Annotated in this window: 21 protein-coding genes; 13 read left to right on the forward strand and 8 right to left on the reverse strand. The window is 72.2% G+C overall.

The annotated features are described in order from the left end of the window. The 9 genes from H4W31_RS07270 to H4W31_RS07310 all read left to right on the forward strand — a co-directional run bounded on the left by H4W31_RS07270 (position 1) and on the right by H4W31_RS07310 (position 7206). Complete coding sequence (locus H4W31_RS07270) at positions 1 to 801, forward strand: ParA family protein (RefSeq protein WP_192765956.1); 801 nt, start codon at positions 1 to 3, stop codon at positions 799 to 801. Next, positions 791 to 2356, forward strand: coding sequence for a CpaF family protein (locus H4W31_RS07275; protein ID WP_192765957.1), 1566 nt, complete (start codon positions 791 to 793; stop codon positions 2354 to 2356). The genes H4W31_RS07270 and H4W31_RS07275 overlap by 11 nt, the downstream gene beginning before the upstream one ends. Positions 2357 to 2366: 10 nt before the next feature. Next, positions 2367 to 3269, forward strand: coding sequence for a type II secretion system F family protein (locus tag H4W31_RS07280; protein ID WP_192765958.1), 903 nt, complete (start codon positions 2367 to 2369; stop codon positions 3267 to 3269). Further along, entirely contained in the window at positions 3269 to 4138 is an 870-nt protein-coding gene (locus tag H4W31_RS07285) for a type II secretion system F family protein (RefSeq protein WP_192771907.1), read from the forward strand. The genes H4W31_RS07280 and H4W31_RS07285 overlap by 1 nt, the downstream gene beginning before the upstream one ends. Before the next feature lie 39 nt (positions 4139 to 4177). Beyond that, on the forward strand, positions 4178 to 4408 hold the full coding sequence (locus H4W31_RS07290; RefSeq protein WP_192765959.1) for a hypothetical protein: 231 nt from the start codon (positions 4178 to 4180) through the stop codon (positions 4406 to 4408). Positions 4409 to 4526: 118 nt separating this feature from the next. Continuing rightward, positions 4527 to 4970, forward strand: coding sequence for a TadE/TadG family type IV pilus assembly protein (locus tag H4W31_RS42565; RefSeq protein WP_318783065.1), 444 nt, complete (start codon positions 4527 to 4529; stop codon positions 4968 to 4970). Continuing rightward, entirely contained in the window at positions 4967 to 5437 is a 471-nt protein-coding gene (locus H4W31_RS07300) for a TadE/TadG family type IV pilus assembly protein (protein ID WP_192765961.1), read from the forward strand. The genes H4W31_RS42565 and H4W31_RS07300 overlap by 4 nt, the downstream gene beginning before the upstream one ends. Continuing rightward, positions 5434 to 5886 carry a pilus assembly protein TadG-related protein gene (locus H4W31_RS07305; RefSeq protein ID WP_192765962.1) on the forward strand — a complete coding sequence of 151 codons (453 nt, stop codon included), beginning with the start codon at positions 5434 to 5436 and terminating at the stop codon, positions 5884 to 5886. Before H4W31_RS07300 ends, H4W31_RS07305 begins: the two co-directional genes overlap by 4 nt. A 15-nt stretch (positions 5887 to 5901) precedes the next feature. Continuing rightward, positions 5902 to 7206, forward strand: coding sequence for a LysM peptidoglycan-binding domain-containing protein (locus H4W31_RS07310; RefSeq protein WP_192765963.1), 1305 nt, complete (start codon positions 5902 to 5904; stop codon positions 7204 to 7206). A gap of 111 nt (positions 7207 to 7317) precedes the next feature. On the opposite strand, the gene H4W31_RS07315 is transcribed toward H4W31_RS07310, so the two are convergent. Continuing rightward, positions 7318 to 8169, reverse strand: coding sequence for a Rieske 2Fe-2S domain-containing protein (locus tag H4W31_RS07315; protein ID WP_192765964.1), 852 nt, complete (start codon positions 8167 to 8169; stop codon positions 7318 to 7320). A gap of 103 nt (positions 8170 to 8272) precedes the next feature. On the opposite strand from H4W31_RS07315, the gene H4W31_RS07320 reads away from it, so the two are divergent. After that, positions 8273 to 9316, forward strand: a complete 1044-nt coding sequence (locus H4W31_RS07320; protein WP_192765965.1) for an NAD-dependent epimerase/dehydratase family protein — start codon at positions 8273 to 8275, stop codon at positions 9314 to 9316. 77 nt (positions 9317 to 9393) lie between these two features. Then, complete coding sequence (locus H4W31_RS07325; protein ID WP_192765966.1) at positions 9394 to 9762, forward strand: nuclear transport factor 2 family protein; 369 nt, start codon at positions 9394 to 9396, stop codon at positions 9760 to 9762. Between the two features lie 59 nt (positions 9763 to 9821). Here H4W31_RS07325 and H4W31_RS07330 read toward each other — a convergent pair whose 3' ends face one another. Beyond that, positions 9822 to 11018: a serine hydrolase domain-containing protein gene (locus H4W31_RS07330; RefSeq protein ID WP_192765967.1), complete on the reverse strand. Its 1197-nt coding sequence runs from the start codon at positions 11016 to 11018 to the stop codon at positions 9822 to 9824. A gap of 131 nt (positions 11019 to 11149) precedes the next feature. After that, positions 11150 to 12568: a MocR-like pyridoxine biosynthesis transcription factor PdxR gene (gene pdxR, locus H4W31_RS07335; RefSeq protein WP_192765968.1), complete on the reverse strand. Its 1419-nt coding sequence runs from the start codon at positions 12566 to 12568 to the stop codon at positions 11150 to 11152. Between the two features lie 251 nt (positions 12569 to 12819). Here pdxR and H4W31_RS42570 point away from each other — a divergent pair, with 251 nt between their 5' ends. Together H4W31_RS42570 and H4W31_RS07345 are read left to right on the forward strand one after the other, a co-directional pair. Then, entirely contained in the window at positions 12820 to 13323 is a 504-nt protein-coding gene (locus tag H4W31_RS42570; protein WP_318783067.1) for a DUF402 domain-containing protein, read from the forward strand. Positions 13324 to 13389: 66 nt separating this feature from the next. Next, a complete protein-coding gene (locus H4W31_RS07345; protein ID WP_192765970.1) occupies positions 13390 to 14160 on the forward strand; it encodes a crotonase/enoyl-CoA hydratase family protein in 771 nt (256 codons plus the stop codon). A 119-nt stretch (positions 14161 to 14279) separates the two neighbouring features. Here H4W31_RS07345 and H4W31_RS07350 read toward each other — a convergent pair whose 3' ends face one another. The 5 genes from H4W31_RS07350 to H4W31_RS07370 form a co-directional block, all read right to left on the reverse strand. Beyond that, the gene (locus tag H4W31_RS07350; RefSeq protein ID WP_192765971.1) at positions 14280 to 14864 is read right to left on the reverse strand and encodes a pyridoxamine 5'-phosphate oxidase family protein; all 585 of its coding nucleotides are present in this window, start codon (positions 14862 to 14864) and stop codon (positions 14280 to 14282) included. Positions 14865 to 14950: 86 nt separating this feature from the next. Continuing rightward, the gene (locus H4W31_RS07355) at positions 14951 to 17839 is read right to left on the reverse strand and encodes a discoidin domain-containing protein (protein WP_192765972.1); all 2889 of its coding nucleotides are present in this window, start codon (positions 17837 to 17839) and stop codon (positions 14951 to 14953) included. A 108-nt stretch (positions 17840 to 17947) separates the two neighbouring features. After that, positions 17948 to 19570: a glycoside hydrolase family 13 protein gene (locus H4W31_RS07360; protein ID WP_318783068.1), complete on the reverse strand. Its 1623-nt coding sequence runs from the start codon at positions 19568 to 19570 to the stop codon at positions 17948 to 17950. A 719-nt stretch (positions 19571 to 20289) separates the two neighbouring features. Beyond that, the gene (locus H4W31_RS07365) at positions 20290 to 21291 is read right to left on the reverse strand and encodes a LacI family DNA-binding transcriptional regulator (RefSeq protein WP_404825564.1); all 1002 of its coding nucleotides are present in this window, start codon (positions 21289 to 21291) and stop codon (positions 20290 to 20292) included. 52 nt (positions 21292 to 21343) lie between these two features. Then, positions 21344 to 22795 (reverse strand): dihydrolipoyl dehydrogenase family protein, encoded by a 1452-nt coding sequence (locus H4W31_RS07370; RefSeq protein WP_192771909.1) that lies wholly within the window; start codon positions 22793 to 22795, stop codon positions 21344 to 21346. Positions 22796 to 22950: the final 155 nt, after the last annotated feature.

A 22950-nucleotide genomic window follows, 5' to 3' on the forward strand; every position in this document is an offset into this window, starting at 1 on the left:
GTGGCCATCATCGCCCTCGTCTCGGCCAAGGGATCGCCCGGAGTCACCACGGCCGCGCTCGCCTGCACGCTGTCCTGGCACCACCGGACGGTGCTCGCCGAGTGTGACCCGTCAGGCGGCTCGGTGCTGGCCGGCTACCTGTCGGGGGCGCTGCCCGGCCCTCGCGGCATCGGTGAACTGGCGGTCGGCGAGCTGCGGGACGGCAACCTGGAGCAGGCGTTCTGGTCCCAGTTGGTCGATCTTGACGCCCCCGCCCGGGAGCGGCTGCTGCTGCCGGGCGTGGTCGACCCGGCGCAGGCGGGCAGCGTGATTCCGCTGTGGCAGCGGTTCGCGGACTTCTTCGGCGGACTGGACAAGAGCCGACCGGCGTACGACGTGATCGTCGACTGTGGACGCCTGCACGTGATCGGGCCGCCCTGGCCGATCCTGCGGGCGGCGGACATCGTCCTGATCGTCACCGCGGCCCGGCTGCCCGACCTGTCCAGCACCCAGGCCACGATCCGGACCATCGAGCGGGACTTCGCCGAGCACCGCGTACCGGCCGGCTCGCTGCGACTGCTGCTGGTCGGCGCCGGACACGGCCAGAGCGAGGTCAGCAAGGCCCTCCGGCTGCCGGTGATCGCGCAGCTGCCGCACGACCCGCGTACCGCCGAGGTGCTCAGCCAGGGCGGGACCGTACGCGGCAACCGGCCGCTGATGCGCGCGGCCAGCGGCCTGGAGGTGCCGATCCGGGCGACCCTCGACCGCCGACGCGCCCGGGTGAGCTGGCCGGCGATCGAGGGGGTACCGGATGCGGTTTGAGCCGGTCTACCACGACCCGCGACACGGTGACCCGGCGACGGCGCCGGCCTGGCAGGTCATCCCGCACAACGGACACCAGCAGCCGGCCCTGCCGATGGCCAACGGCTCCGCCCCGCCGTACGTCCTTCCGCCGCACCCGGCACCGCCACCGCCGGCCGGCCCGACCCGGCCCCGGGTCGACTTCGCGGTGGTCCGGGAACTTCGTCGACAGCTGAGCGAACGGCTCACCCTGTGGCAGCGGGGGCGGGAGTTCAGCACCGACGAGGAGGACGCGGAGCGGGCCCGGCTCGCCGTCGCCGTGGTGGCCGAGTACGCCGACTCCACCCGCCGGGCCGGTACGCCGATGTCGGCCGTCGAGGAGCGGATGCTGCTCGACCAGGTCAACGCCGAACTGGTCGGGCTGGGCCGGCTACAGACCCTGCTGGTGGACAACACGATCGAAGAGGTGCACATCCTCGGCTGTGACCTGGTCCGGATCAGCCGGCGCGGCGGTGGTGTCGACTGGGCCGAACCGATCGCGGACAGCGACGAGGAGATGGTGGAGATCCTCCAGGCGGCCGCCCGCCGGGCCGGTGCCACCGAACGGTCGCTCTCCACCTCGAAGCCGACCCTCGACCTCCAGCTTCCCGACGGCAGCCGGCTCGCCGCGGTCTTCCTGGTCAGCCACCGGCCGTACGCGGTGATCCGGAAGCACAACACCATCGAGGTGAGCCTCGACGACATCACCGGCGCCCGGGCCGACCTGGACGAGATGCTCGACGTGCTGATCCGGGACTTCCTCCGGGCGGCGATGCGGGCCGGGCTCAACATCATGGTCGCCGGGCTGGCCGGAGCGGGCAAGACCACCGTGATCCGGGCCCTGATGGACGAGATCCCGGCCGACGAGCCGTACGTGCTGCTGGAGGAGAGCCGGGAACTGCTGCCCACCCGGCGTGGACGCAAGCACCGGGCGGTGATGAGTTTCGAGTCCCGGGAGGGGCACGGCGACCGGGGCATGGACGGTCGACCGGCCGGCGAGGTCACGATCGCCGATCTGATCCCGGTCGCGCTCCGGATGGGCGTACTCCGGATCATCGTCGGCGAGGTCCGGTCCCGGGAGATCGTTCCGATGCTCCAGGCGATGACCACCAGCCGGGGTTCGATGTGCACGATCCACGCCCGTACCCCGGCCGGGGTCAGCGAGCGGATCATCGAACTGGCCCTCTCGCACGGCCGGGAGATGACCGTCGAGCAGGCCCGCCGGATGGCCGGCAACGCGCTGGACCTGATCGTCTACGTCACCATCGAGGACGAGACCGCGATCGGCGGCCGGAAGCACCGGTTCGTCTCGCACGTCGAGGAGGTCATCGGGGTCGGCGAGGGCAACCGGATCACCACGACCACGGTCTTCGGCCCCGGCCAGGACGGCCGGGCGGTCCCCCGCCATCTGCCGGAACGGGTCCGCGACCAGTTGCTCCGGGTCGGGTACGACGTCCGCCTGCTGACCCGGTACATCGAGGCGGGCGCCGGTGCCTGGCGCCGCCCCCGGCACAGCCGACTCGGCCCACCGGCATGAGAACGCCGCCATGAACCTGCCCTCGAACATCGAGCTGATCGCCGTACTCTCCGGAATCGCCTGCGCCACCGGCCTGGTACTGGCGGCCGTCGCGCTGATCGGCACGACCCGGCCGGCCCGGACCCGGGCCGGGTCCGGGCTGCGCCGACTCTGGGTCGGCGGCGGCACCACCGCCCGGGAACGGCGGGCCCACCAGACGCTGGTGGTCGGCGCGGTACTGGCCGGAGCGGTGGCGTTCCTGCTCACCGGCCTGCCCGTGGTCGGCCTGCTGGTGGTGCTCGCGGTGCCGGGCGCACCGTGGCTGTTCACCGCTGGCCGCGCCGAACGTCGGGCGATCAACCGGATCGAGGCGATCGGCGAGTGGACCCGCCGGCTCAAGGACGTCTCCAGCACCGGACAGGGTCTCCAGCAGGCCATCATCGGTACGGTCGCGACCGCGCCGGACCGGATCGACGAGGAGGTACGCCTGCTCGCCGCCCGTCTGACGGCCGGCTGGCAGGCCCGGGCCGCACTCCTCGCGTTCGCCGACGACATCGCCGACCCGGTCGGCGACCAGGTGGTGGCCGCGCTGATCCTGCACCTCACCGACCGGGGCGAGCGGCTCGGCGAGGTACTCGGGGCGATTGCCTCCGCCGCGGCGGCCGAGGTCGTCACCCGGCGCGAGGTGGAGGCGAAGCGGGCCCAGCCCCGGTTCGCGGTCCGCTTCCTCACCGGGATGACCCTGCTCGTCCTGGCGTACGGGCTGGTCAACCCGGACTACATGCGGCCGTACGGGACGCCGGACGGGCAACTCGTGATGGTGCTGCTCGGCGCCGCCTTCGTCGCCCTGCTGGCCTGGGTCCGGTCGATGAGCCTGCCGCCCCGGCCGGCGCGGTTCCTCGCCCCACCGGACACCGACGAGGTGCTGGCGTGATCCTCAACTGGCCCCTGACCATCGGTGTACTCGCCGGTGCCGCCGTCGGGTTGGGACTCTTCCTCCTGGTCCGGGAGGCACTTCCGGCCACCCCGGCGCTCGGTCCGGCACTACGCCGGCTGCACCAGCCCCCCGGGCTGAGCCGGCCGGCCCGAACCGCCGGTCGCGACCTCGACTGGCTCAGCGGGCTGTCCCGCTGGCTGCGCCCGCCGCACCGGCAACTCGCGCTGCTCGGCCAGACGCCCGAGCAGTACACCCTGTCGCTGGTGCTCTCCGGCCTGATCGGCCTCGCCACCCCGGCGGTGTCGACCGCGATCCTCTTCCTCGCCGGGATCCGACCACCGATCGTGCTACCCACCGTCGGCGCGCTGGGCTTCGCGCTCGTCTGCGTACTGCTGGCGCACCGGAGCGTACTGGTAAAGGCGGAACGGGCCCGGCGCGAGTTCAGCCAGGCCGTCTGCGCGTACCTCGATCTCGTCGCCCTGCAACTGTCCGCCGCGCACGGTCCGGTGCAGGCCCTGGAGCGGGCGGCCGAGGTCTGCGACGGCTGGGTCTTCGAGCGGATCCGGGAAGCGCTCCGGATGGCCCAGCTCCAGATGCACTCGCCCTGGGACGAACTCCGCGACCTGGCGGAGAAGATCGGCATTCCGGAACTCGGCGACGTCGGCGCCATCATGCAGTCCTCCGGCACCGAGGGCGCCCAGGTGCACGACTCGCTGCGCGGGCGGGCCGACTCGCTGCGCGACCAGATCCGCACCGACAACCTGGCCCGCGCGGAGGCGGTGACCAGCCGACTCGACGTACCCGGCGCGCTGCTGGTCTTCGTACTCGTCGGCTTCGTCCTCTATCCGTTCGTGGCCCGCATCTGACCTCGACAGACCCGATTTCACGAGAAGGGAGTAGCCGCAATGTCAGTCATCGCATACCTGCACACCACGTTGCTGATCCGGCTGGCCGAGTTGCGTCGCGACGGCGCGGGAGACCGGGGCGACAGCCCGGTGCCGACCGCGGTCATCATCTTCGGCCTGGTGGCGGCGGCCCTGGCGGTCACGGTCGCCGTGTCCCGAAGCGTCTCGGACTGGATGGACGCGATCCCCGAGCCGGGCGGCGGCGGCGCGGACCCCGCGCCCCTCGACTGAAGTCATGCCACCACCGCGCGGTCGTCCGTGCCGGCAGCTGTCCGTGGGCACCGCCGTGCCCCGGCACCGCCGGACCGGGTGCCCTGACGCCCGACCCGGCGTCCGGCGAGCCGGGCGAGTGCGGCCGGGCCGGCCCGCCGGGGTCGACCGGGTCCGGCGGCGGACGACCGGGGCGCGGCGGGACCGGGGCGCGAACCCGGTCGAGTTGGCCGTGCTGATGCCGGCCATCCTGCTCCTGCTGCTCGCCTCGATCCAGGCCGCGGCCTGGTTCATCGCCCGGTCCACCGCGCTGAACGCCGCCCAGTCGGCGGTCAGCGCGCAGCGTGCGTACCAGGCCGAGCCCGGGGTGGGCGAGGATCGGGCGGAGGACTTCCTCGACCGGGCGGGTGACTGGCTGGTCGGCTGGGAGGTCACGGTGACCGCCCCGGAGCCGGACGACACCCAGGTGAGCGCCACCGTCACCGGCGAGCCACTCCGGATCATGCCGTTCATCTCGCTACCGGGCATCAGTGAGACCGCCTTCGGCACGGTGGAACGGTTCGTCGACGAGGACCAGCCGTGACCGGCCGGGACCGGGGCTCGGTCTCGGTGGAGACGGCGATCCTCGCGCCGGCCTTCCTGGCGCTGGTGGCGCTGGCCGGGGTCGCCGGCCGGACCGCCGTCGCCCACGAGGCGATCGAGGTCGCCGCGCACGATGCCGCCCGGGCCGCCTCGATCTCGCGTACCGCCCCGGACGGTCGGGACGCGGCGCGGGCGGCGGTGGCGGACCGGCTGGCGGCGGAGGGGCTCTCCTGCTCCGGGGAGCCGACCCTGGTCCTCGCGGGCTCGATGAACGGCGAGGACGCCGACTTCGAGGACGTGTACGCCAGCGGCCTCGGCACCGACGCGTCGGTCGTGGTGACGGTCACCTGCGACGTACCGGTACGGGACCTGCGGATGCCGCTGCTGTCAGGGATGCGGACGTTCACCACCGTCGAGGCGACGTTCGCCTCCCCGCTGGACCGCTACCGTGGCCGGAGCCTCCGGTGACCGGGCGGACCGCCGACGGGGCCCCGGTCGGGCGGGACTCCGGACGGGTGAGCCTCTTCCTCGCGGTCGCGCTGATCGGGGTACTGGCGATCATCGGGCTGGCGTACGACGGCGCCGGCCAGCTCCGCTCCATGCAGCGTGCCGACAACCTCGCGGCCGAGGCGGCCCGAGCCGGCGGCCAGGCGATCGACCTGGGCCAACTGCTCGAGGACGGCACCACCGTGCTGGACCAGGCCGCGGCGGAGGACGCGGTCGACAACTACCTCGCGAGCGTGGACGGGGTCACGCTCACGCAGGTGCGATTCGACGCCGCCGGCGACAACTCCGCGCTGACGGTCAGCCTCGAACTCGACTACGACACCGTTTTCCTCGACCTCTTCGGCTTCGCCGACAACATCACGGTGCCCGGTACGGCCACCGCGACACTCCTCACCACGACGAACCGCTGAATAGGGGGCATTGCCATGCCTGCATCGCGGACGGCCCGGCGGGCCGGTCAGTTCTGCACCGGTCTCGGGGCGTTGATCGTCCTGATCGGGCTCCTGGTCGGGGCACCGCTGGCCCTGCTGACCCTCGCCGGCAACCCGCTACCCGACCACGTACCGAGCGTCGACGAGATCAGCTCCGCGCTGACCAGTCGGGACGACGGACGGCTCTTCCTCCGGACTTTGGCCGTCGTCGGATGGGCCGGCTGGGCGACGTTCGCCCTCTCCGTACTGGTCGAGGTGCCCGCCCGGATCCTCCGCCGGCCGGCGATCCGGCTGCCCGGACTCGGCCGCCAGCAGCGGTGGGCGGCGACGCTGATCGGTTCGGTGGCGCTGGTCATCGCCGTCAGCCCCGCCGCCACCGCGGCGAGCGCGGTGGCCACGACGACGGTGTCGGCACCGGCGCTGCCCGCCGCGCCCGTCGTGGCGGCCGCCCCCTTCCTGACCGGTCAACCGGCCGCCGCCGGTCTGCCCGTGGCGGCGGAGCCCGCCTCCGGACCGGCCCCGCACTGGCTGGTGGCGCCGTCGAAGGACCCCGCTGCCGAACCCGTACCCGTGTACCGGGTGGAGAAGGGCGACTACCTCGGCCACATCGCCGGCCGCTATCTCGGCGACTTCGACCGCTATCCCGAGTTGGCCCGGCTCAACAAGATCCGTGATCCCGACCGGATCCGGCCGGGCCAGTTCCTGCACCTGCCGCCGGCCGCCGAGGACGGCGGCGTACGCCAGCACGCCACCGGTCTGGTCGCGGTGCCACCGCCGCCGGGCGGCTGGCCGCAGGTCGCGCCCGACGGCTCCGTACCGCAGGTCGAGCAGCCGGACGGGGCGGCGCCGCCGCAGAACGCCGTACCCCGGTCGACCGGTCCGACGGCGGGCCCGCAGCAGCCGGTCGCTCCGCGTCAGTCGGTCGCGCCGCAACAGTCGGAGACACCGCTGCGGTCCGCCGCTCCCGAGCGGACGGTCGCGCCGCAGGGATCCGCCACGCCGGGGCGGCCGGTGGCGCCGCAAGCGTCCGCTACGCCGCAGCGGCCGGCCGGCTCGCCAGAGCCGGCGGTGCCGGTACCGGCGCAGCCGGGCAACGGCGCCGACGACGACGACGCCACGTACACGATCAGCGCCTCGCGGGCCGGACCGGTGGACGACCTCAACCGGCCACTCGCGGTCTCCGCCGTCATCGCGGTGGCCAGCATCGTGGGGGCGCAGATCGGCGCGGTCTTCGGTCTCCGGGGCCGGTCCGGCCGGCGTCCCCCGATCGGCAACGGCCGGCACCGGCTACGCGGCTGAGCGGGGAACTCGCCCGGGAGGTGCCAAAGTCGATCACGGGTGGAGATCGCGGGGCGGGGCACGCCACGTGGTCGGTCCCGCCCGGACGACCCCGGTGACGACGCGGGGCGGTCAGGGCAGGCGGGTCTGGAGGACGCCGCCCACCACCCGGGTGGGTAGGACCTGCTGGTCGGTGCCGGCCGGGCCGTGCACCACCTCGCCACCGTTCAGCGCGAACGTACTGCCGTGCCAGGGGCACTTGACACAGGTACGGCCGTCAACCCTCGTCACCTCGCCCGCGCCGAGCGGACCGCTCTGGTGGGCGCACCGCTCCAGCATCACGGTGATCTCGTCGCCGTCCCGGTAGACCACGACGGCGATCTCGTCGATCCGACGGGTCAGCAGGGTGTGTTCCGGCAGGTTGTCCAGGTCCGCCACCGGATGCCAGCCCTCCTCGATCCGGCGCAGGTCGGGAACGCCCTGGTTGACCCCGGCCGCCTGCTTGTAGGCGAGATGCCCGCCGAGGAAGGCGCCGCTGCTGACCGCCGCCAGGCCGGCGAATCCGAGGGTACGACCGATGCCGTGCCGCCCGCTCAGCCGGGCGGCCAGCGAGCCGGCGTACAGCAGGATGGCCACGCCGTTCGCGGCGGCGTGCACCAGGCCCACCCGTTGCTGCTCCCGGGACAGCGACCCCCAGTCGTTCCAGCCGGCGATGGCGGCGGGCAGCGCGGACGCCGTACCGATCGCCACCAGGGTGGTGGCGGCGCGGCGCTGGCCGGGTAGCAGGTCGAGGATCGCCGTGCAGGTCCAGGCGCCGGTCGGCACCTGCACCAGCACCGGATGCAGCGGATGTCCCAGCCACACCCCGTGTAGAAGGTCCCGGGCCCACTGCGGCCGGATCGCCGAGGCGACCACGCGCTGCATCCGGTCCGCCGTCCGGTCGAGTCCGGCAGCCTGCTCAAGTCTGGTCAAAAGGGCTCGCACCGGCCGGGGCTTCCCGAAGTCGGGCACGGCAAACCCTCGGCACCCCGATACTCCCCGGACGGATTACGGCATGCCCCGACCGGTGCGGGGTAGACCGGCCGACATGCGGATCGCGATCACCGGGGCCACCGGGAACGTCGGCACCGCGCTGCTGCGCCGGCTGGCCACCGAGCCGGACATCGAGGTGATCGGCATCGCCCGCCGCTGCCCACGGCCGGACGCGGGTGCGCCGTACGACCGGGTGGAGTGGCACGCCGCCGACCTCGGTGACCCGGCCTGTCTGCAACCGCTGGCCGACCGGCTGGCCGGTGTCGACGCGGTGGTGCACCTGGCCTGGCAGATCCAGCCCAGCCACCAGCGGGCCCAGCTCCGCCGGACCAATCTCAACGGCAGCCGGCACGTTCTCAACGCGATGCTCGCCGCCGACGTGTCGAAGCTGGTCCACGCCTCCTCCGTCGGGACGTACGCCCCCGGCCCGAAGGACCAGCGGATCGACGAGAGCTGGCCGGTCACCGGCGTCGGACGATCCGGCTACAGCGTGGACAAGGCGGCGGTGGAGGCGATGCTCGACGGGGCCGAGCGGGACTATCCGGTACTGCGGGTGACCCGGCTCCGGAAGGGGCTGGTCCTCCAGCGCGACGCCGGTGCCGAGATCACCCGGTACTTCCTGGGCCGGTTCGTTCCGGTCTCCCTGCTGCGCTCGGGTCGGCTGCCGGTGGTGCCCCGGCACCGGCGGCTACGGGTCCAGGTGGTGCACGCCGACGACGTCGCCGACGCGTACCTGCGGGCCCTGCGCAGTGACCTGACCGGCGCGTTCAACATCGCCGCCGAACCGGTGCTCGACGGACCGCTGGTCGCGGCGGAGTGGGGCGGCTGGGCCGCGCCGCTGCCGCTGACCCTGCTGCGGATGCTGACCCGGGCCGCGTGGCGGAGCCGGCTGGTCCCCGCCGACGAGGGCTGGTTCGAGGTGAGCACGGCGGTCCCGCTGATGGACTGCTCCCGGGCCGAGCGGGAGTTGGGCTGGCGGCCCCGGCGCGATGCCCGCGACGCCCTGCGCGACCTGCTCTCCGGCATCGCCACCGGTGCCGGCACCGACAGCCCGCCGATGCGCCCCAAGGGACGGCCCACCGGCCACCGGGCGGCGTGACCGGAGGCCGGCCGGTCCGAGGGGCTCCGAACTGATCCGGCTGTCGTCGACGGGGTGCCGTGGCACAGTGGACCTCCATGGACATCGCGCGGGTACGGGACTGGATCGCGGGCTACGAGCGAGCCTGGCGTACGCCGGGCGTCGAGCCGCTGGCCGAACTCTTCTCCGTCGACGCGAGCTACCTCCAGGGGCCGTACCGTGATCCGGTGGTCGGCCTGTCGGCGATCGCCCGGATGTGGGAGGCGGAACGCGACGGCCCGGGCGAGGTGTTCACGATGACCAGCGAGGTCGTCGCGGTGGACGGCGACGTCGGGGTGGCCCGGATCGAGGTCCACTACGGCGAGCCGCCGGGCCGGGCGGAGTTCCGCGACCTGTGGATCATGCGGTTCGACGCGGACGGCCGGTGTACGTCGTTCGAGGAGTGGCCGTTCGCGCCGCCCCGCTGATTCCCCGCCCCGCTGATCCCCCGCCCCGCTGATCTGACCAGCCGTGATCGGTCGAGCGGTCAGCGCATGCCCAGCGCCGCCGCGATGATCCTCTGGGTGATCAACGGCTGCTCCTCGCCCTTCGCGTCGGTCGAGTTCACCGAGTAGGCCGCCCGGAGGCTGCCGTCCCGACTGGCGGCGACGGCGGCGGAGTAGCCGTACCGGGCGCCGGACTTGCCCCAGAGAACCTCGCCGGTCGGCAGCGGGAACGCGGTCAGACCGACGCTGTAGAGCGCCGGCCCGCCGCCCACGTCCGACACCTTCGGCAGGGTGAACATCTCGTCGAGCTGGGCGGCAGGGAGCAGCCGGCCGGCGAACAGCTCCCGCAGGAAGGTGTCCAGGTCGGCGAGAGTGGAGATCATGTCACCGGCGGCCGGCGTCATCGTCTGGCTCCAGTTCGTCACGTCGACCAGCGCGGTCCGGCCGCCACGGGTGACGGTCTGGTAGCCGTGTGCGTGCGGGCCACGGATCGTCGGATCCGAGCCGGGTACGTAGGTGTCGCGCAACCCGAGCGGCTCGAAGATCCGTTCCCGCATCTCGTGGCCGTACGACCGGCCGGTGACCCGCTCGATCAGCATCCCGGCGACGATGTAGCCCATGTTCGTGTAGTGCTGCATGTCGCCCGGCTCGAACGCCCGCTCGTTGCGCAGCCCGGCCCGGACGATCTGCTCGGGCGTCCACCGGTCGAACCGGTGTGCGAGCTGCCATTCGATGCTCTCCGGCAGGGTCGGGCTCGGCAGGCCGTTGGTGTGGTCCAGCAGCTCGCGGACGGTCACGGCCGGATAGTCGGCGGGCAGCAGTCGGGGCAGGTAACGCTGCACCGGAACGTCGAGGCCGATCCGACCCTCGGCGACGAGTTGCAGTACCACCGTCGCGGTGAAGGCCTTGGTCACGCTGCCGATCCGGAATCGCGCGTCGGCCGGTACCGGCGCCTCGCTACGAAGGTCCAGCACGCCGGACCGGCCGGTCCAGCAGCCGGCGCCGGTGCTCACCCGTACCTGGGCGGCGGTCGCCTCCGCGCTGGGCAGGCCCTGGATCGCCGCCACCATCGCGGCCGGGTCGACACCCGTACCGGTGCACGCGGCCGGTCTCTGCCGGCCGGTCGCATCGCTGCCGGCAACGGGCGTGCCGGCCAGGGCCGGCGAGACGAGGGTGCCGGCGAGCGCGACGCCGACCAGGGCGGCACCGACACGGGTACGTCCATTGCTGATCTTCATACGGTCAGTCTCTGGCTGTCCCCGCAACCGGGCATCAGGGACGTGTCCCCCGACAAACCCGGAACCGGGTACCTAGGGGGTTCTTTCGACCGTGGCGTGTCGACGGGCTACGACGGTGGCGTGTCGACGGGCTACGGCTGTGGCGGCAGCGCCCGGTGGAGTGCGTCCAGTGCCGCCCGGTACGCGTGGTCCGGCGGGGTGGCGTAGCCGACGACCAGGGCGTCCTCGGCCGGCGTCGTGGCCTGCGGGTGCCGGAAGGTGGCGAGGCCGTCGACGGCGATGCCCAGCCAGGCGGCCGCGTTGACCGTGGACCGTTCGGTTCCGGGCGGCAGCCGCAGGACCGAGTGCAGGCCGGCGGCGATACCGGTGGCCGTGACGTGTGGCGCGTGTTCGGCGAGGGTGTCGACGAGCAGGTTGCGCCGCTGGCGGTAGCGCTGCCGCATCCGGCGGATGTGCCGGTCGTAGCGGCCGGAGGCGATGAAGTCGGCGAGCGTGAGCTGATCGAGGGCACTCGCCCAGGCCTCCCGCTCGCCCTTGACGGCCAGCACCGGATCGACGAGGTGCCCGGGCAGGACCATCCAGCCGAGCCGGAGGGCCGGGGACAGGCTCTTGCTGACCGAGCCGACGTACACGACGTGGTCCGGATCCAACCCCTGGAGGGCGCCGACCGGTTCGCGGTCGTACCGGAACTCCCCGTCGTAGTCGTCCTCCAGGATCAGCCCGTCGCGGACTCCGGCCCAGTCGACCACGGCCGTACGCCGGACGGGGTGCAGCGGTCCACCGGTCGGGAACTGGTGGGCCGGGGTGAGCAGCACCGCCCGGACGCCCTTGGTGTGGGCCAGTTCCTCGGTCCTGGAGCCGCGTTCGTCGAGTCCGAGCGGGATCGTCCGGACCGACGCCGCGTCCAGGATCGCGCGGTGGAAGGCGAGCCCGTAGGACTCCACCGCCAGTGGTCCACGCAACACCCGACCGCCGAACAGCAGCCGCAGGGCGTGGGCGAAGCCGGAGCAGATCACGATCCGGTCGGCTGTGCTGCGTACCCCCCTGACCCGGGCCAGGTAGTCGGCCAGGGCGTGCCGGAGTTCGATCCGGCCCTGGGGGTCACCGGGGCCGAAGGCGTCGTTGGGGGCGGCGGTCAGGGCGCGGCGGCTGGCGGCGAGCCAGGCGGCGCGGGGAAAGGCGGAGGCGTCCGGCTGCCCCTGCCGCAGGTTGTGTTCGGGGGCGGCGGACCGCGGGACCCTCTTCGGCACGCGGGCGGGTCTGGGTGGTTCGGCCCGGCTGGCGACGCGGGTGCCGGAGCCCTGGCGGGCGGTCAGCCAGCCCTCGGCGATCAGTTCGGCGTAGGCGTCGGCGACGGTGTTGCGGGCCAGGCCGAGATCGGCGGCGAGTGACCGGTAGGGCGGCAGCCGGGTGCCGGGGGCGAGCCTGCCGGCCCGGACGGCCTCGCGCAGTGCCCGGGCGAGGACGGTACGGCGGCTGCCGGCCCCGGACAGCTCAAGATGCAGGTCGGCGCCGATCCGCTCGGCCAGATTGACCCACGATTCCACCATCAGTTCGCACCCTACCAGCGGTCAAGGGCACCACCGGCCGACCTCCGGGCATCGTCTCCGCACCCGCCGGGCGATAACCTCGGCTCCGGCAGACGGCGTCTCCGGTCGAGATGCAGAGAACGAGAACCGGCAGACGGCGTCTCCGGTCGAGATGCAGAGAACGAGAACCGGCAGGCGGCGTCTCCGGTCGAGGTGCAGAGGACGAGAACCGGCAGGCGGCCGGCGGAGAACCGGAAGGCGGGCGGTACGGCGTGACGCAGCAGGGCAGCGGCGGGACCCTCACGGCGGGCAACACGGTCACGGTGCGGTTGGTCAAGGCGCCGCGCCCGGACAAGTCGTACCCGGCGTCGGTGCTCTCCGACGACGGCACCCACGTGGTGGTCCGGGCACCCTGGTCCGACCCGGTGGTCCGGGACATGGGCTTCGTCCGGTTCGAGCCGGGTGACATCTTCACCGAGCACTACTGGCGGGACCGGTGGTACTCGGTGAAGGAGGTGCACGACTCGGCCGGCGGGTTCAAGGGCTGGTACTGCGACGTGACCCGGCCGGCCGAGGTGTGCGACGGCGTACTCGTGGTACCGGACCTGGACCTCGACCTGTGGGCGTCGGCCGACCGGAGCCAGGTGCTGCGGCTCGACGAGGACGAGTTCCTGGCCAGCGGGCTGACCGAGCGCGACCCGGAGGCGGCGACCCAGGCCCGCCGGGCCCTCGACGAGCTGGCCGACCTCGCCGCCGAGGGTTTCCGCACGATCTGACGGCCCGACCCGGTGCGGTGCTATTGGGGGGTGCGGGAGTGGGGTGCCGGCGGGCATCCTGGTCCGATGGGCGTACGAGTCGAGGAATCCGGTCCGGTGCAGACGGTCGTACTGTCCAGGCCGGAGACCCGCAACGCGGTGGACGGGCCGACCGCGCGGGCCCTGGCCGACGCGTTCCGGAACTTCGACGGTGACGACCGGGCGGCGGTGGCCGTGCTCTGGGGCGAGGGCGGGACCTTCTGCTCCGGCGCCGATCTGAAGGCCATCACCACGTCCAGCAGCAACCGGGTCGAGCCGGAGGGTGACGGCCCGATGGGTCCGACCCGGATGCGCCTGAGCAAGCCGGTGATCGCCGCCATCTCCGGGTACGCCGTCGCGGGCGGGCTGGAACTGGCCCTCTGGTGCGATCTGCGGGTCGCCGAGTCCGACGCCGTGTTCGGGGTCTTCAGCCGCCGTTGGGGTGTCCCGTTGATCGACGGCGGAACGGTACGGCTGGCCCGGCTGATCGGCGAGAGCCGGGCCCTGGACCTGATCCTGACCGGCCGCCCGGTGCCGGCTGCCGAGGCGTACGAGATGGGGTTGGTCAACCGGCTCGTGGCACCGGGAGAGGCGCGCGCGGCAGCCGAGGCGCTTGCCACCGAGATCGCCGGATTCCCGCAGACCTGCCTCCGCAACGACCGGCTGGCGGTACTCGCCTCCGCTGGGCGACCGGAGGACGAGGCGATGCGCACCGAACTGGCGTACGGGATGAACTCCCTGGCCATCGACGCGTCGGACGGGGTGGCCCGGTTCACGTCCGGCGAGGGCCGGCACGGCGCCTACACCCCCTCGGCCTGACCACCGACCCGGCCCGACCCGACTCGGCCCGACTCGGCCCGACCCGATCCGGCCCGACCGGAGCCGGTCAGACGGGCGCTCGACCGGAGCTGGTAAGACGGGCGCTCGACCGGAGTCGGTCAGGCGGGCAGTGGCGGCAGCGGAAGCGGAAGCGCGGGCAGCCCGTCGAGGCTGACGCCGACGTGGTCCTTCTTCTCGCAGTACGCGGCGAACTCCTCGTCCGTCTTGCGGCCGAAGTAGTCGGAGTGCAGGGTCCGCTCCTCGCGGTACTCCATGAACGGCACCGAGTATCCGCAGCTGTCGCTGATCCGTTCGGCGGCGACCACGATGATCGCCCGCGGCCCCGGCGCGTCGGCCTGCTCCGGGAAGTGCCCGATCAGGTCGAGCCATCGGGGGTCGTCCCGGAAGATCGGCTCGCCCCGGCCGTGCACCCGGACGATGTTCGGCGGACCGTCGAAGGCACACCACATGAGGGTGATCCGGCCGTTCTCCCGTACGTGCGCCACGGTCTCCGCACCGCTGCCGCCGAAGTCGAGGTACGCCACGGTCTGCTCGTCGAGCACCGCCAGCGAGCCGGCGAGGCCCTTCGGCGAGAGGTTCACATGCCCGTCGCCGGACAGCGGCGCGGTCGCCACGAAGAAGACCTTCTGCGCCTCGATGAACGATCGCAGCCGACCGTCGATCCGTTCGTGAATTTTCCCCACCCTCGTATCCTCCACCCCTGCCCCGGGGTGCAAGGAAGGGCCCCTTCTTATCGCTTTTTGTATAAGAAGGGGCCCTTCCTAACAACTCAAGTCGTGTAGATCTCGAACTCGGACAGCTGGGCGGCGGGCCAGCCGGTGTTGCCGGTGACGGTGAGGCGCAGGTAGCGCTGGGAGGTGGCCGGGAAGGTCAGCGTGGCGGTGTTACCCGACGCCGGATCGAACTGGTGACCGGCCGAGGGTCGGAGGGTGGCGTAGTTGGCGTTGTCGGTGGAGCCGAGCACCGACAGGGTCTGGGTACGGGTGCCCCAGGCCGCCGACGGCGGCAGCTTCAACACGACCCGGGACACCGACCGGGCCGAGCCGAGGTCCACCGTGATCGACTGTGGGAAGGCGTTGCTTCCGCTCTCCCAGTACGTGTTGGCGTTGCCGTCGACCACGTTGCCGCCGACGTACCCCTGGGTGCTGCTGGTCGTCACCGACGGGCGACCGGCGGCGAGGTTCCCGCTGGCCGGGGGTGCGGTGGTCGGCGGAGGGGTGGTCGGCGGCGGGGTGGTCGGCGGTGGAGTGGTACCCGCGTACACCTCGAACTCCGAGACCTGGCCCGCCGGCCAGCCGGTGTTGCCGGTGAAGGCCAGCCGGACGTACCGGCGGTTGCCCGCCGGCAGGGTGATGGTCGCGCTGTTTCCGGTGGCCGGGTTGAAGGTGTACCCGGCCGGGCCGGCCAGGGTCGAGTACGCCGAGCCGTCCACCGAACCCGACACCGAGAGCGTCTGGGTACGGGTCTCCCAGCCCGGCGGCAGTTTCAGCACGACCCGACCGGCGTTCACCGCTGCGCCGAGGTCCACGGTCAACTGCTGCGGGAAGGCGTTGTTGGCACTCTCCCAGTACGTCGCGGCGTTGCCGTCGTTGGCGTTCGCCGACCCGTACGGCCCGGAAACGCTCGATGCCGTGATGCTCCGGCCCTGCGCCAGGTTGCCGCCCGGCGGAGTGGTCGGAGGTGTCGTGGTCGGCGGCGGGGTGGTCGGAGGTGGGGTGGTCGGCGGGGTCGTCGGCGGTGGGCCGGTACTCGGCGGGGTGGTCGGACCGCCGCCCCACTGCGGATCCGGCCAGGGACCGCAGAACGGGGGCGAGGCGTACCAGCCCGAGTTGCCGGCGCCCTGGTTGATCTGGAAACCGGAGCCGACGCAGTTGTGGATCGGGTTCGACTGGGCGATCCCGGTGGCCCGGACGTTCGTGAAGCTCGCCGAGCCCGGCGACTGCACCTGGAGGGCGTACGTCCCCGCCCCGTCGATCCGGACGTTGGAGAAGTTGACCCCGTGGGTGGCGCCCTCGATCCAGTGCAGGGCCGCGTAGGAGCTGTCCAGGATGTCGGTGTCGGTCACGTTGATGGTGGCACCCTGGATCGGCTCGTTCAGGCCGCTGAACCACATCGCCCCGACGCCGAACCGCCAGTTGTAGTCGTTGTTGCCGTTGCGGATCAGGGTGTTCCGGGCCACCGTCCAGGTGCCGGCGACCGCCGTACCCTGCCCGGAGTTGACTCCGGGATAGCGGTTGGCGACGTGGATTCCGCCACCGTTGGTCACCGAGTCGGCGGTCACGTTGTCGCTGATGGTGATGTTCCGGCCGCCGTACGACACGATGTTGTTGGCCAGGATCGTCACGCCGACGGTGTTGAAGGTGAACGAGTTGTTGACGTTCGGCGTGTTCTCGGCCCACATCGCCAGGCCGTCGTCGCCGGTGTTCCGGACGAAGGTGTTGGTCACGGTCGAGTTGGTGACCCCGTAGTGGAAGTTCACCCCGTCCGCGGTCTGGTCCAGGATCCGGCTGTTCCGGATGGTCAGGTTGTTCATCGGGCCGTCCATCCAGGCGCCGCACTTGGTGTGCTGCATCCAGACGTTGTCGACGACCGAGTCCGACAGCGCACCCCCGATCGCGTTCACCTGGTCGTTGTCGACCCGCTCCCGGATGTCGCCGATGATGGCGAAGTCGCGCAGCGTCACGTTCCGGCTGCCGCCCTGGTTGGCCCATTTGCCGTAGATCCCGACCGCCTTGGACCGGTCGGTCGGGTGCCGGCCGCCGAGTACCGAGTACCACGGCCCGGCGCCGCGCAGCGTCACCTGGTCGACGATCACGTGGTCCCAGAGCGTGAAGTTGCCCTGCGGAATCCAGACCGGCCGGCCCTGGGTACGCCCGGCGTCGACCGCCTGTTGGAACCGGGCCGTCGAGTCGGTGCCACCGCTCGGATCGGCGCCGAAGTCGGTCACCACGTCGATCGCGTTCGCCGGCTTGGCGATCGGGGCCGCGACCTGCTCGAAGTCGGCGAGGTCGATGGTGAAGCTGGGTGACTGGGCGGTCGAGGTCACCTGCAACCGGATCTTCGTACCGGTGGCCAGGGTGGACCCGAACATGGTGCGGGTCTCGTCGTAGAAGTGGTGCGGGTTGGTGTCGCCCGGGTTGTTGTTGAACGGGTAACCGCCGTAGTACCAGCCGTACTTCGAGGTGACCGGCACGGACTTCAGCACCGCCCCGTTCACCCGTACGTCGATCGTGGCGTCCCGGCCCGTGCCGGCGGCGTTGTCCGGCAGGCTGTACCGGAACGTCATGGCGTTCGCCGGCCGGGTGAGGGTGAACTCGACGTACTCGCCGACGGCGTCGAGGGTGACCGCTTCCCGGCCGGAGGCCTCGGAAGGCAGCGTGCCGTAGAGGCGGTTGGGTCCGATCTTCGTACCGTTGTGCGCGACCTCCTCCGCCTCGTGCTCGACGAACGGCACGGTGGCGCCCCGGCCGACGATGTCGAACGGGGAGAGTCCGGCGGCCTCGGCCGGGGTGGCCGTGGTCAGGGTGACCACCGAGACGGCGGTGGCGGCGAGCGCGGTACTGGCGAGGACGGCCAGACCGGCTCTGGTTCGGCTGCGGCGGGATGGGGTGGCGGCACCGGGCGGGGACGCGCCGGTGCGGTGCTGGTGGTTGGCCATGAGCGGTGCTCTCCCTCGGATCGAGTCGGCCAGGTCCCCCCGTGCTTGTGCCTGAGGTGTTAGGAAGGGCCCCTTCTTATACAAAAAGCGATAAGAAGGGGCCCTTCCTTACATGCGGAGCCAGACGGCGGTGTCCGGCGGGAGCAGATCGCCGTCGACCGGGCGGCTGGCCAGCAGCTTGTCCTGGTGCGGCGGGATCGGGACGGGTGTATCGGAGAGGTTCACCACGCAGGCGAACCCGGGATCACGGGCGAAGGCCAGTACGCCGTCCGGGGCCGGCAGCCAGTGCAGCGTGCCGTTGCCGAGCGCCGGCAGCTCCCGGCGGAGCCGGATCGCCTGCCGGTACAGCTCCAGCATCGAGTGCGGGTCGCTGGTCTGGGCCTGTACGGTCTGGTCCTTCCAGGCGGCCGGCTGCGGCAGCCACGGCACCGTCGTCGCGTCGTCCGGGCTGAATCCGAACGGCGCCGCGTCACCGGTCCAGGGCAGCGGCACCCGGCACCCGTCCCGGCCCGGGTCGACGAATCCGGAGCGGGGGAACATCGGGTCCTGGCGCAGCGCGGGTGGGATGTCCTCGACCTCCCATAGGCCGAGTTCCTCGCCCTGGTAGACGTAGGCGGCGCCGGGCAGTGACAGCGAGAGCAGCGCGGCGGCCCGGGCCCGGACGGTGCCGAGTTCCAGATCGGTGTACGTCCCCTCGCGCTTGCTGGCGAAGCTGAACGTCGTGTCGGCCCGGCCGTACCGGGTGACGACCCGGGTCACGTCGTGGTTGGAGAGCACCCAGGTGGCCGGCGCGTCGATCGTGGCGTGTTCGGCCAGCGTCCCGTCGATGCTCTCCCGCAGCGCCGCCGCGTCCCAGGCACAGCTGAGGAAGTCGAAGTTGAAGGCGGTGTGCAGTTCGTCCGGGCGCAGGTAGTTGGTGAACCGTTGCCGGTCCGGCAGCCACACCTCGCCGATCAGTGCACGCGGCTCCGGGTAGCCGTCGGCGATCCGTCGCCAGCTCCGGTAGATGTCGTGTACGCCGTCCAGGTCGTGGAACGGGTGTGCCGCACCGGCGACAACCTCGGGCAGGGTGGCGTCCTTGAGCAGCAGCGCCGCCGAGTCGATCCGGATGCCGTCGACGCCCCGGTCGAGCCAGAACCGCAGGATGTCCTCGAACTCGGCGCGTACCCGGGGGTGGTCCCAGTTGAAGTCCGGCTGCTGGGCGGCGAAGAGGTGCAGGTACCAGTCGCCGGCCGTACCGTCCGGGTTGGTGGTCCGGGTCCAGGTTCCGCCGCCGAACTCGCCGATCCAGTCGGTCGGTGGCTGGTCGCCGTCCGGGCCGCGTCCCGGCCGGAACCAGAACAGGTCCCGCTCCGGTGCGTCCGGCCCGCCGGCCAGGGCGGCCTGGAACCAGGGGTGCTGGTCCGAGCAGTGGTTGGGCACCAGGTCGGCAATGATCCGCAGGCCCTGTCCGTGTGCTTCGGTGATCAGCTCCTCGACCTCGGCGAGCGACCCGAAGACCGGTTCGATGGCCCGGAAGTCGGCGACGTCGTAGCCGGCGTCGGCCATCGGCGACGGATACCAGGGACCGAACCAGATGGCGTCGACACCGAGCTCGGACAGGTAGCCCAGCCGCTTCCGGATGCCGGCGATGTCGCCGATGCCGTCGCCGTTGGCGTCGGCGAAGCTGCGGGGGTAGACCTGGTAGATCACCGCGTCTCGCCACCACCGGGGGCGCTCTGATGTGGACACGAGTACCTGCTCTCTGGATCGGTCCGGTGTCGATGACACCGGCACCTGCGCGCTGGGGTCCGAGCGGTCGTCGTCGACCACCGATCGGGTGAGGAACCTGACCCCCACGGATGTGAGGCTCTATCGGCCGGATACGGCCATGATCGGCTCAGCCCTTCATGCTGCCCACCGGCCGTCCGCCGGCCCGGCCGTCAGCTGTGCCGGCGGCAGCCGCAGCGCGCTGCCCAGCCTCGATCGCTTCATGACGACACCCTTTCTGGGGTGGCGCGCGGGAGTGTGAAGTGGGATCCCCTCGCGTGTCTTGTTTCGTGCCGATGACGATACAAACCCGAGTGGAAGACTGCAATAACCCGACAGCACTCTGAAAGATAACGACTGGAGTCGTCCAGACTTTGGGCAGGGCCATGGTGACCGTCGAACGGGGCAACCGGGGACCGAGGCGTACCGCCCGGACGCGCGGAAGTGGCCGGTCAGCCGGCGACCGCGAGCCGGATGAGCTGGCCAGTCGCCGGCGAGGGGGCCGGGAGCGACGGACCGGGGCGCGGGTCAGCGCGGCCGGACGAGCCGAGCCGACGGACCTGACCGGACCGGACCGGGAAGCGCGCGGCCGGACGGACCGGTCAGGGCGCCACCGGACGGACCGGGGTCGGGCGGCGTCGGGTGGACCGGACCTGACCGGGGAGCGCGGCCGGGCGGCGTGGGCCGGTGGGAGGTCCTGGTCAGTGGCCGGGTGCCGGCGCGGTCGAGCCGCGTACCACGAGCTCGGGTTCGAAGAGCAGTTCGTCGTTGAGTACCCCGACGCCCTCGATCTGATTGACCAGCAGGTCCACCGCAGCCTGCCCCATCATCTCGATCGGCTGCCGGACGGTGGTCAGCGGCGGATCGGTGCAGGTCATCAGGGCCGAATCGTCGTAACCGACCACCGAGACGTCCGCCGGCACCGACCGGCCCAGCCGGCGGGCGGCCCGGATCGTACCCAGCGCCATGACGTCGCTGGCGCAGATCACCCCGGTCACACCGCGCTCGATCAGCTTGCTCGCCGCGACCCGGGCGCCCTCCATCGAGAAGCTGGAGCGCTCGACACACTCCTCGCCCTCGCTCCAACCGGCGATGTTCGCCATCGCGGCCAGCTTCCGCCGCGACGGCACGTGGTCGGCCGGACCCAGCACCAGACCGATCCGCTCGTGTCCGAGCGACCGCAGATGCCCGTACGCCTGCTCGACCGCCACCGCGTCGTCGCTCGACACGCAGGGAAAGCCCAGCTCGTCGACACCGGCGTTGACCAGTACGACGGGCAGGCCCCGGTCGGTCAGCCGCCGGTAGTGGTCGTGCTGGGCGTCGGCCAGCGCGTACGAGCCACCGGCGAAGATCACTCCGGAGACCTGGTGGTCCAGCAGCATCTCCACGTAGTCCATTTCGGAGATACCGCCGATGGTCCGGGCACAGAGCGCCGGGATGAAGCCGCGTTGGGCCAGCGAACCGGTGACCACCTCGGCCAGGGCGGGGAAGATCGGGTTCTGTAGCTCCGGAAGCACCAGCCCGACCAGCCGGGCCCGTTCGCCGCGCAGCTTGCTGGGTCGCTCGTAGCCGAGCACGTCCAGCGCGGTGAGCACGGCCACCCGGGTGCTCTCGGAGACGCCGCCCCGGCCGTTGAGCACCCGGCTCACCGTGGCCTCGCTGACCCCGGCCTTCCGGGCCACCTCGGTGAGTCTTCTGGTCACGGCCGCGATCGTACGACAGGGACTTGCAAAAACCGAACCAAAGTTCGCCGCGCTACTGCAACAAACCGCGCACCGCCGTCTCAATCGCCCGATGGAAGGTCGGATAGGCGTAGATCATGCTAGCCAGGGTGGTCACCGGGACCTCGGCGTGCACCGCCACGACCAGTGCGCTCAGCACCTCACCGCCGACCGGGCCGGCCGACGTCGCGCCGACCAGCACCCCACGGTCGGCGTCGGCGACCAGTTTGATGAAGCCCGCGTCGCCCACCTCGTGGATCCAGCCCCGGGTCGAGTCGGAGAGCGGGGTGAAGCCGACCCGGACGTTCAGTCCCCGCTCCCGGGCCTGCCGTTCGGTCAGCCCGACCGCGCCCACCTCGGGATCGGTGAAGGTGACCCGGGGCAGGGCACGGTAGTCGGCCCGCCGGCCACCGCCGTCGCCGTCGCCGTCCACGCCGGCACCGGCCGGACCGGTCCCGACGCCCGCCCGGCGCAGGATGTCGTCGATCGCGATCCCGGCCTGGTACATCGCCACGTGCGTGAAGGCGCCGTGCCCGGTCAGGTCGCCGACCGCCCAGATCCCGTCGGCCGCCCGCATCCGGTCGTCCGTCTCCAGGAACCGTTTCGTCGGATCGAGCCCGACGGTCTCCAGCCCGAGCGTGTCCAGTACGGCCCGCCGGCCCGTCGCCACCAGCAGCCGCTCGCCACGGAGCTGGTCCCCACCGGCCAGGTGGACGGTGAACCCGGTGCCGTCGTGCTCGACCCGCTCGGCACCGGCCCCGGTGTGCACCGTGACCCCGTCCGCGCGCAACGCGGCGGCGACCCGCTCCGACGACTCCGGCTCCTCCAGGGCCAGCACCCGCGCGCCGGCCTCGATCACGCTGACCCGTACGCCGAACCGGGCGAAGACCTGTGCGAGTTCCACGCCGATCGCCCCGCCGCCCAGTACCACCAGCGATTCGGGCAGCTCGGCGACCTCGATCGCCTCCCGGTTGGTCCAGTACGGGGTGCCGGCCAGTCCCGGTACCGGCGGGATGACCGGAGTGGTCCCCGTACCCAGGACAACACCGACCCGGGCCCGGTAGACCTCCTCGCCGACCTGGACCAGGCCGGGACCGGCCAGCGTGCCAGTACCACGGACGAGTCGGCCGCCCTTGGAGGTCAACCGCTCGGCCCCGGCGTCGTCGGTCCAACCGGCGGTGGCCTCCTCGCGGATCCGCTTGGCCACGGTGGTCCAGTCCGACTCGACCTGAGCCCGGCCGGCCAGCTGGTCGACCCGGTGCGCTTCGGCCAGGGCGTTGCCGGCCCGGATCATGATCTTGCTCGGTACGCACCCCCAGAACGGACACTCCCCGCCGACCAGGCGATGTTCGATGCCCACGACCGACAGGCCGGCCTCGGCGAGCCGGTTCGCCGTCTCCTCGCCACCCACACCCAACCCGACCACCACGACGTCCACGTCCGCGGTCACGTCCGCGCCCACCGTTCCGTCGACGTCCACGTGCATCTGTTCCGGTTCAGCCATGACGCCAGCTTTCCTCATCCGTCGCCGGCCGACCAGGCGGATCGAATCCCCGGCGTACGGCGTTTCGGAGCCACGCCCCGCCGCCTACGCTGGTCGGGCGGGCCGGTTCGACGCCGTGGACGCCGACCGGCGAACGG

The organism is Plantactinospora soyae (assembly GCF_014874095.1).
GTDB classification, from domain to species: domain Bacteria; phylum Actinomycetota; class Actinomycetes; order Mycobacteriales; family Micromonosporaceae; genus Plantactinospora; species Plantactinospora soyae.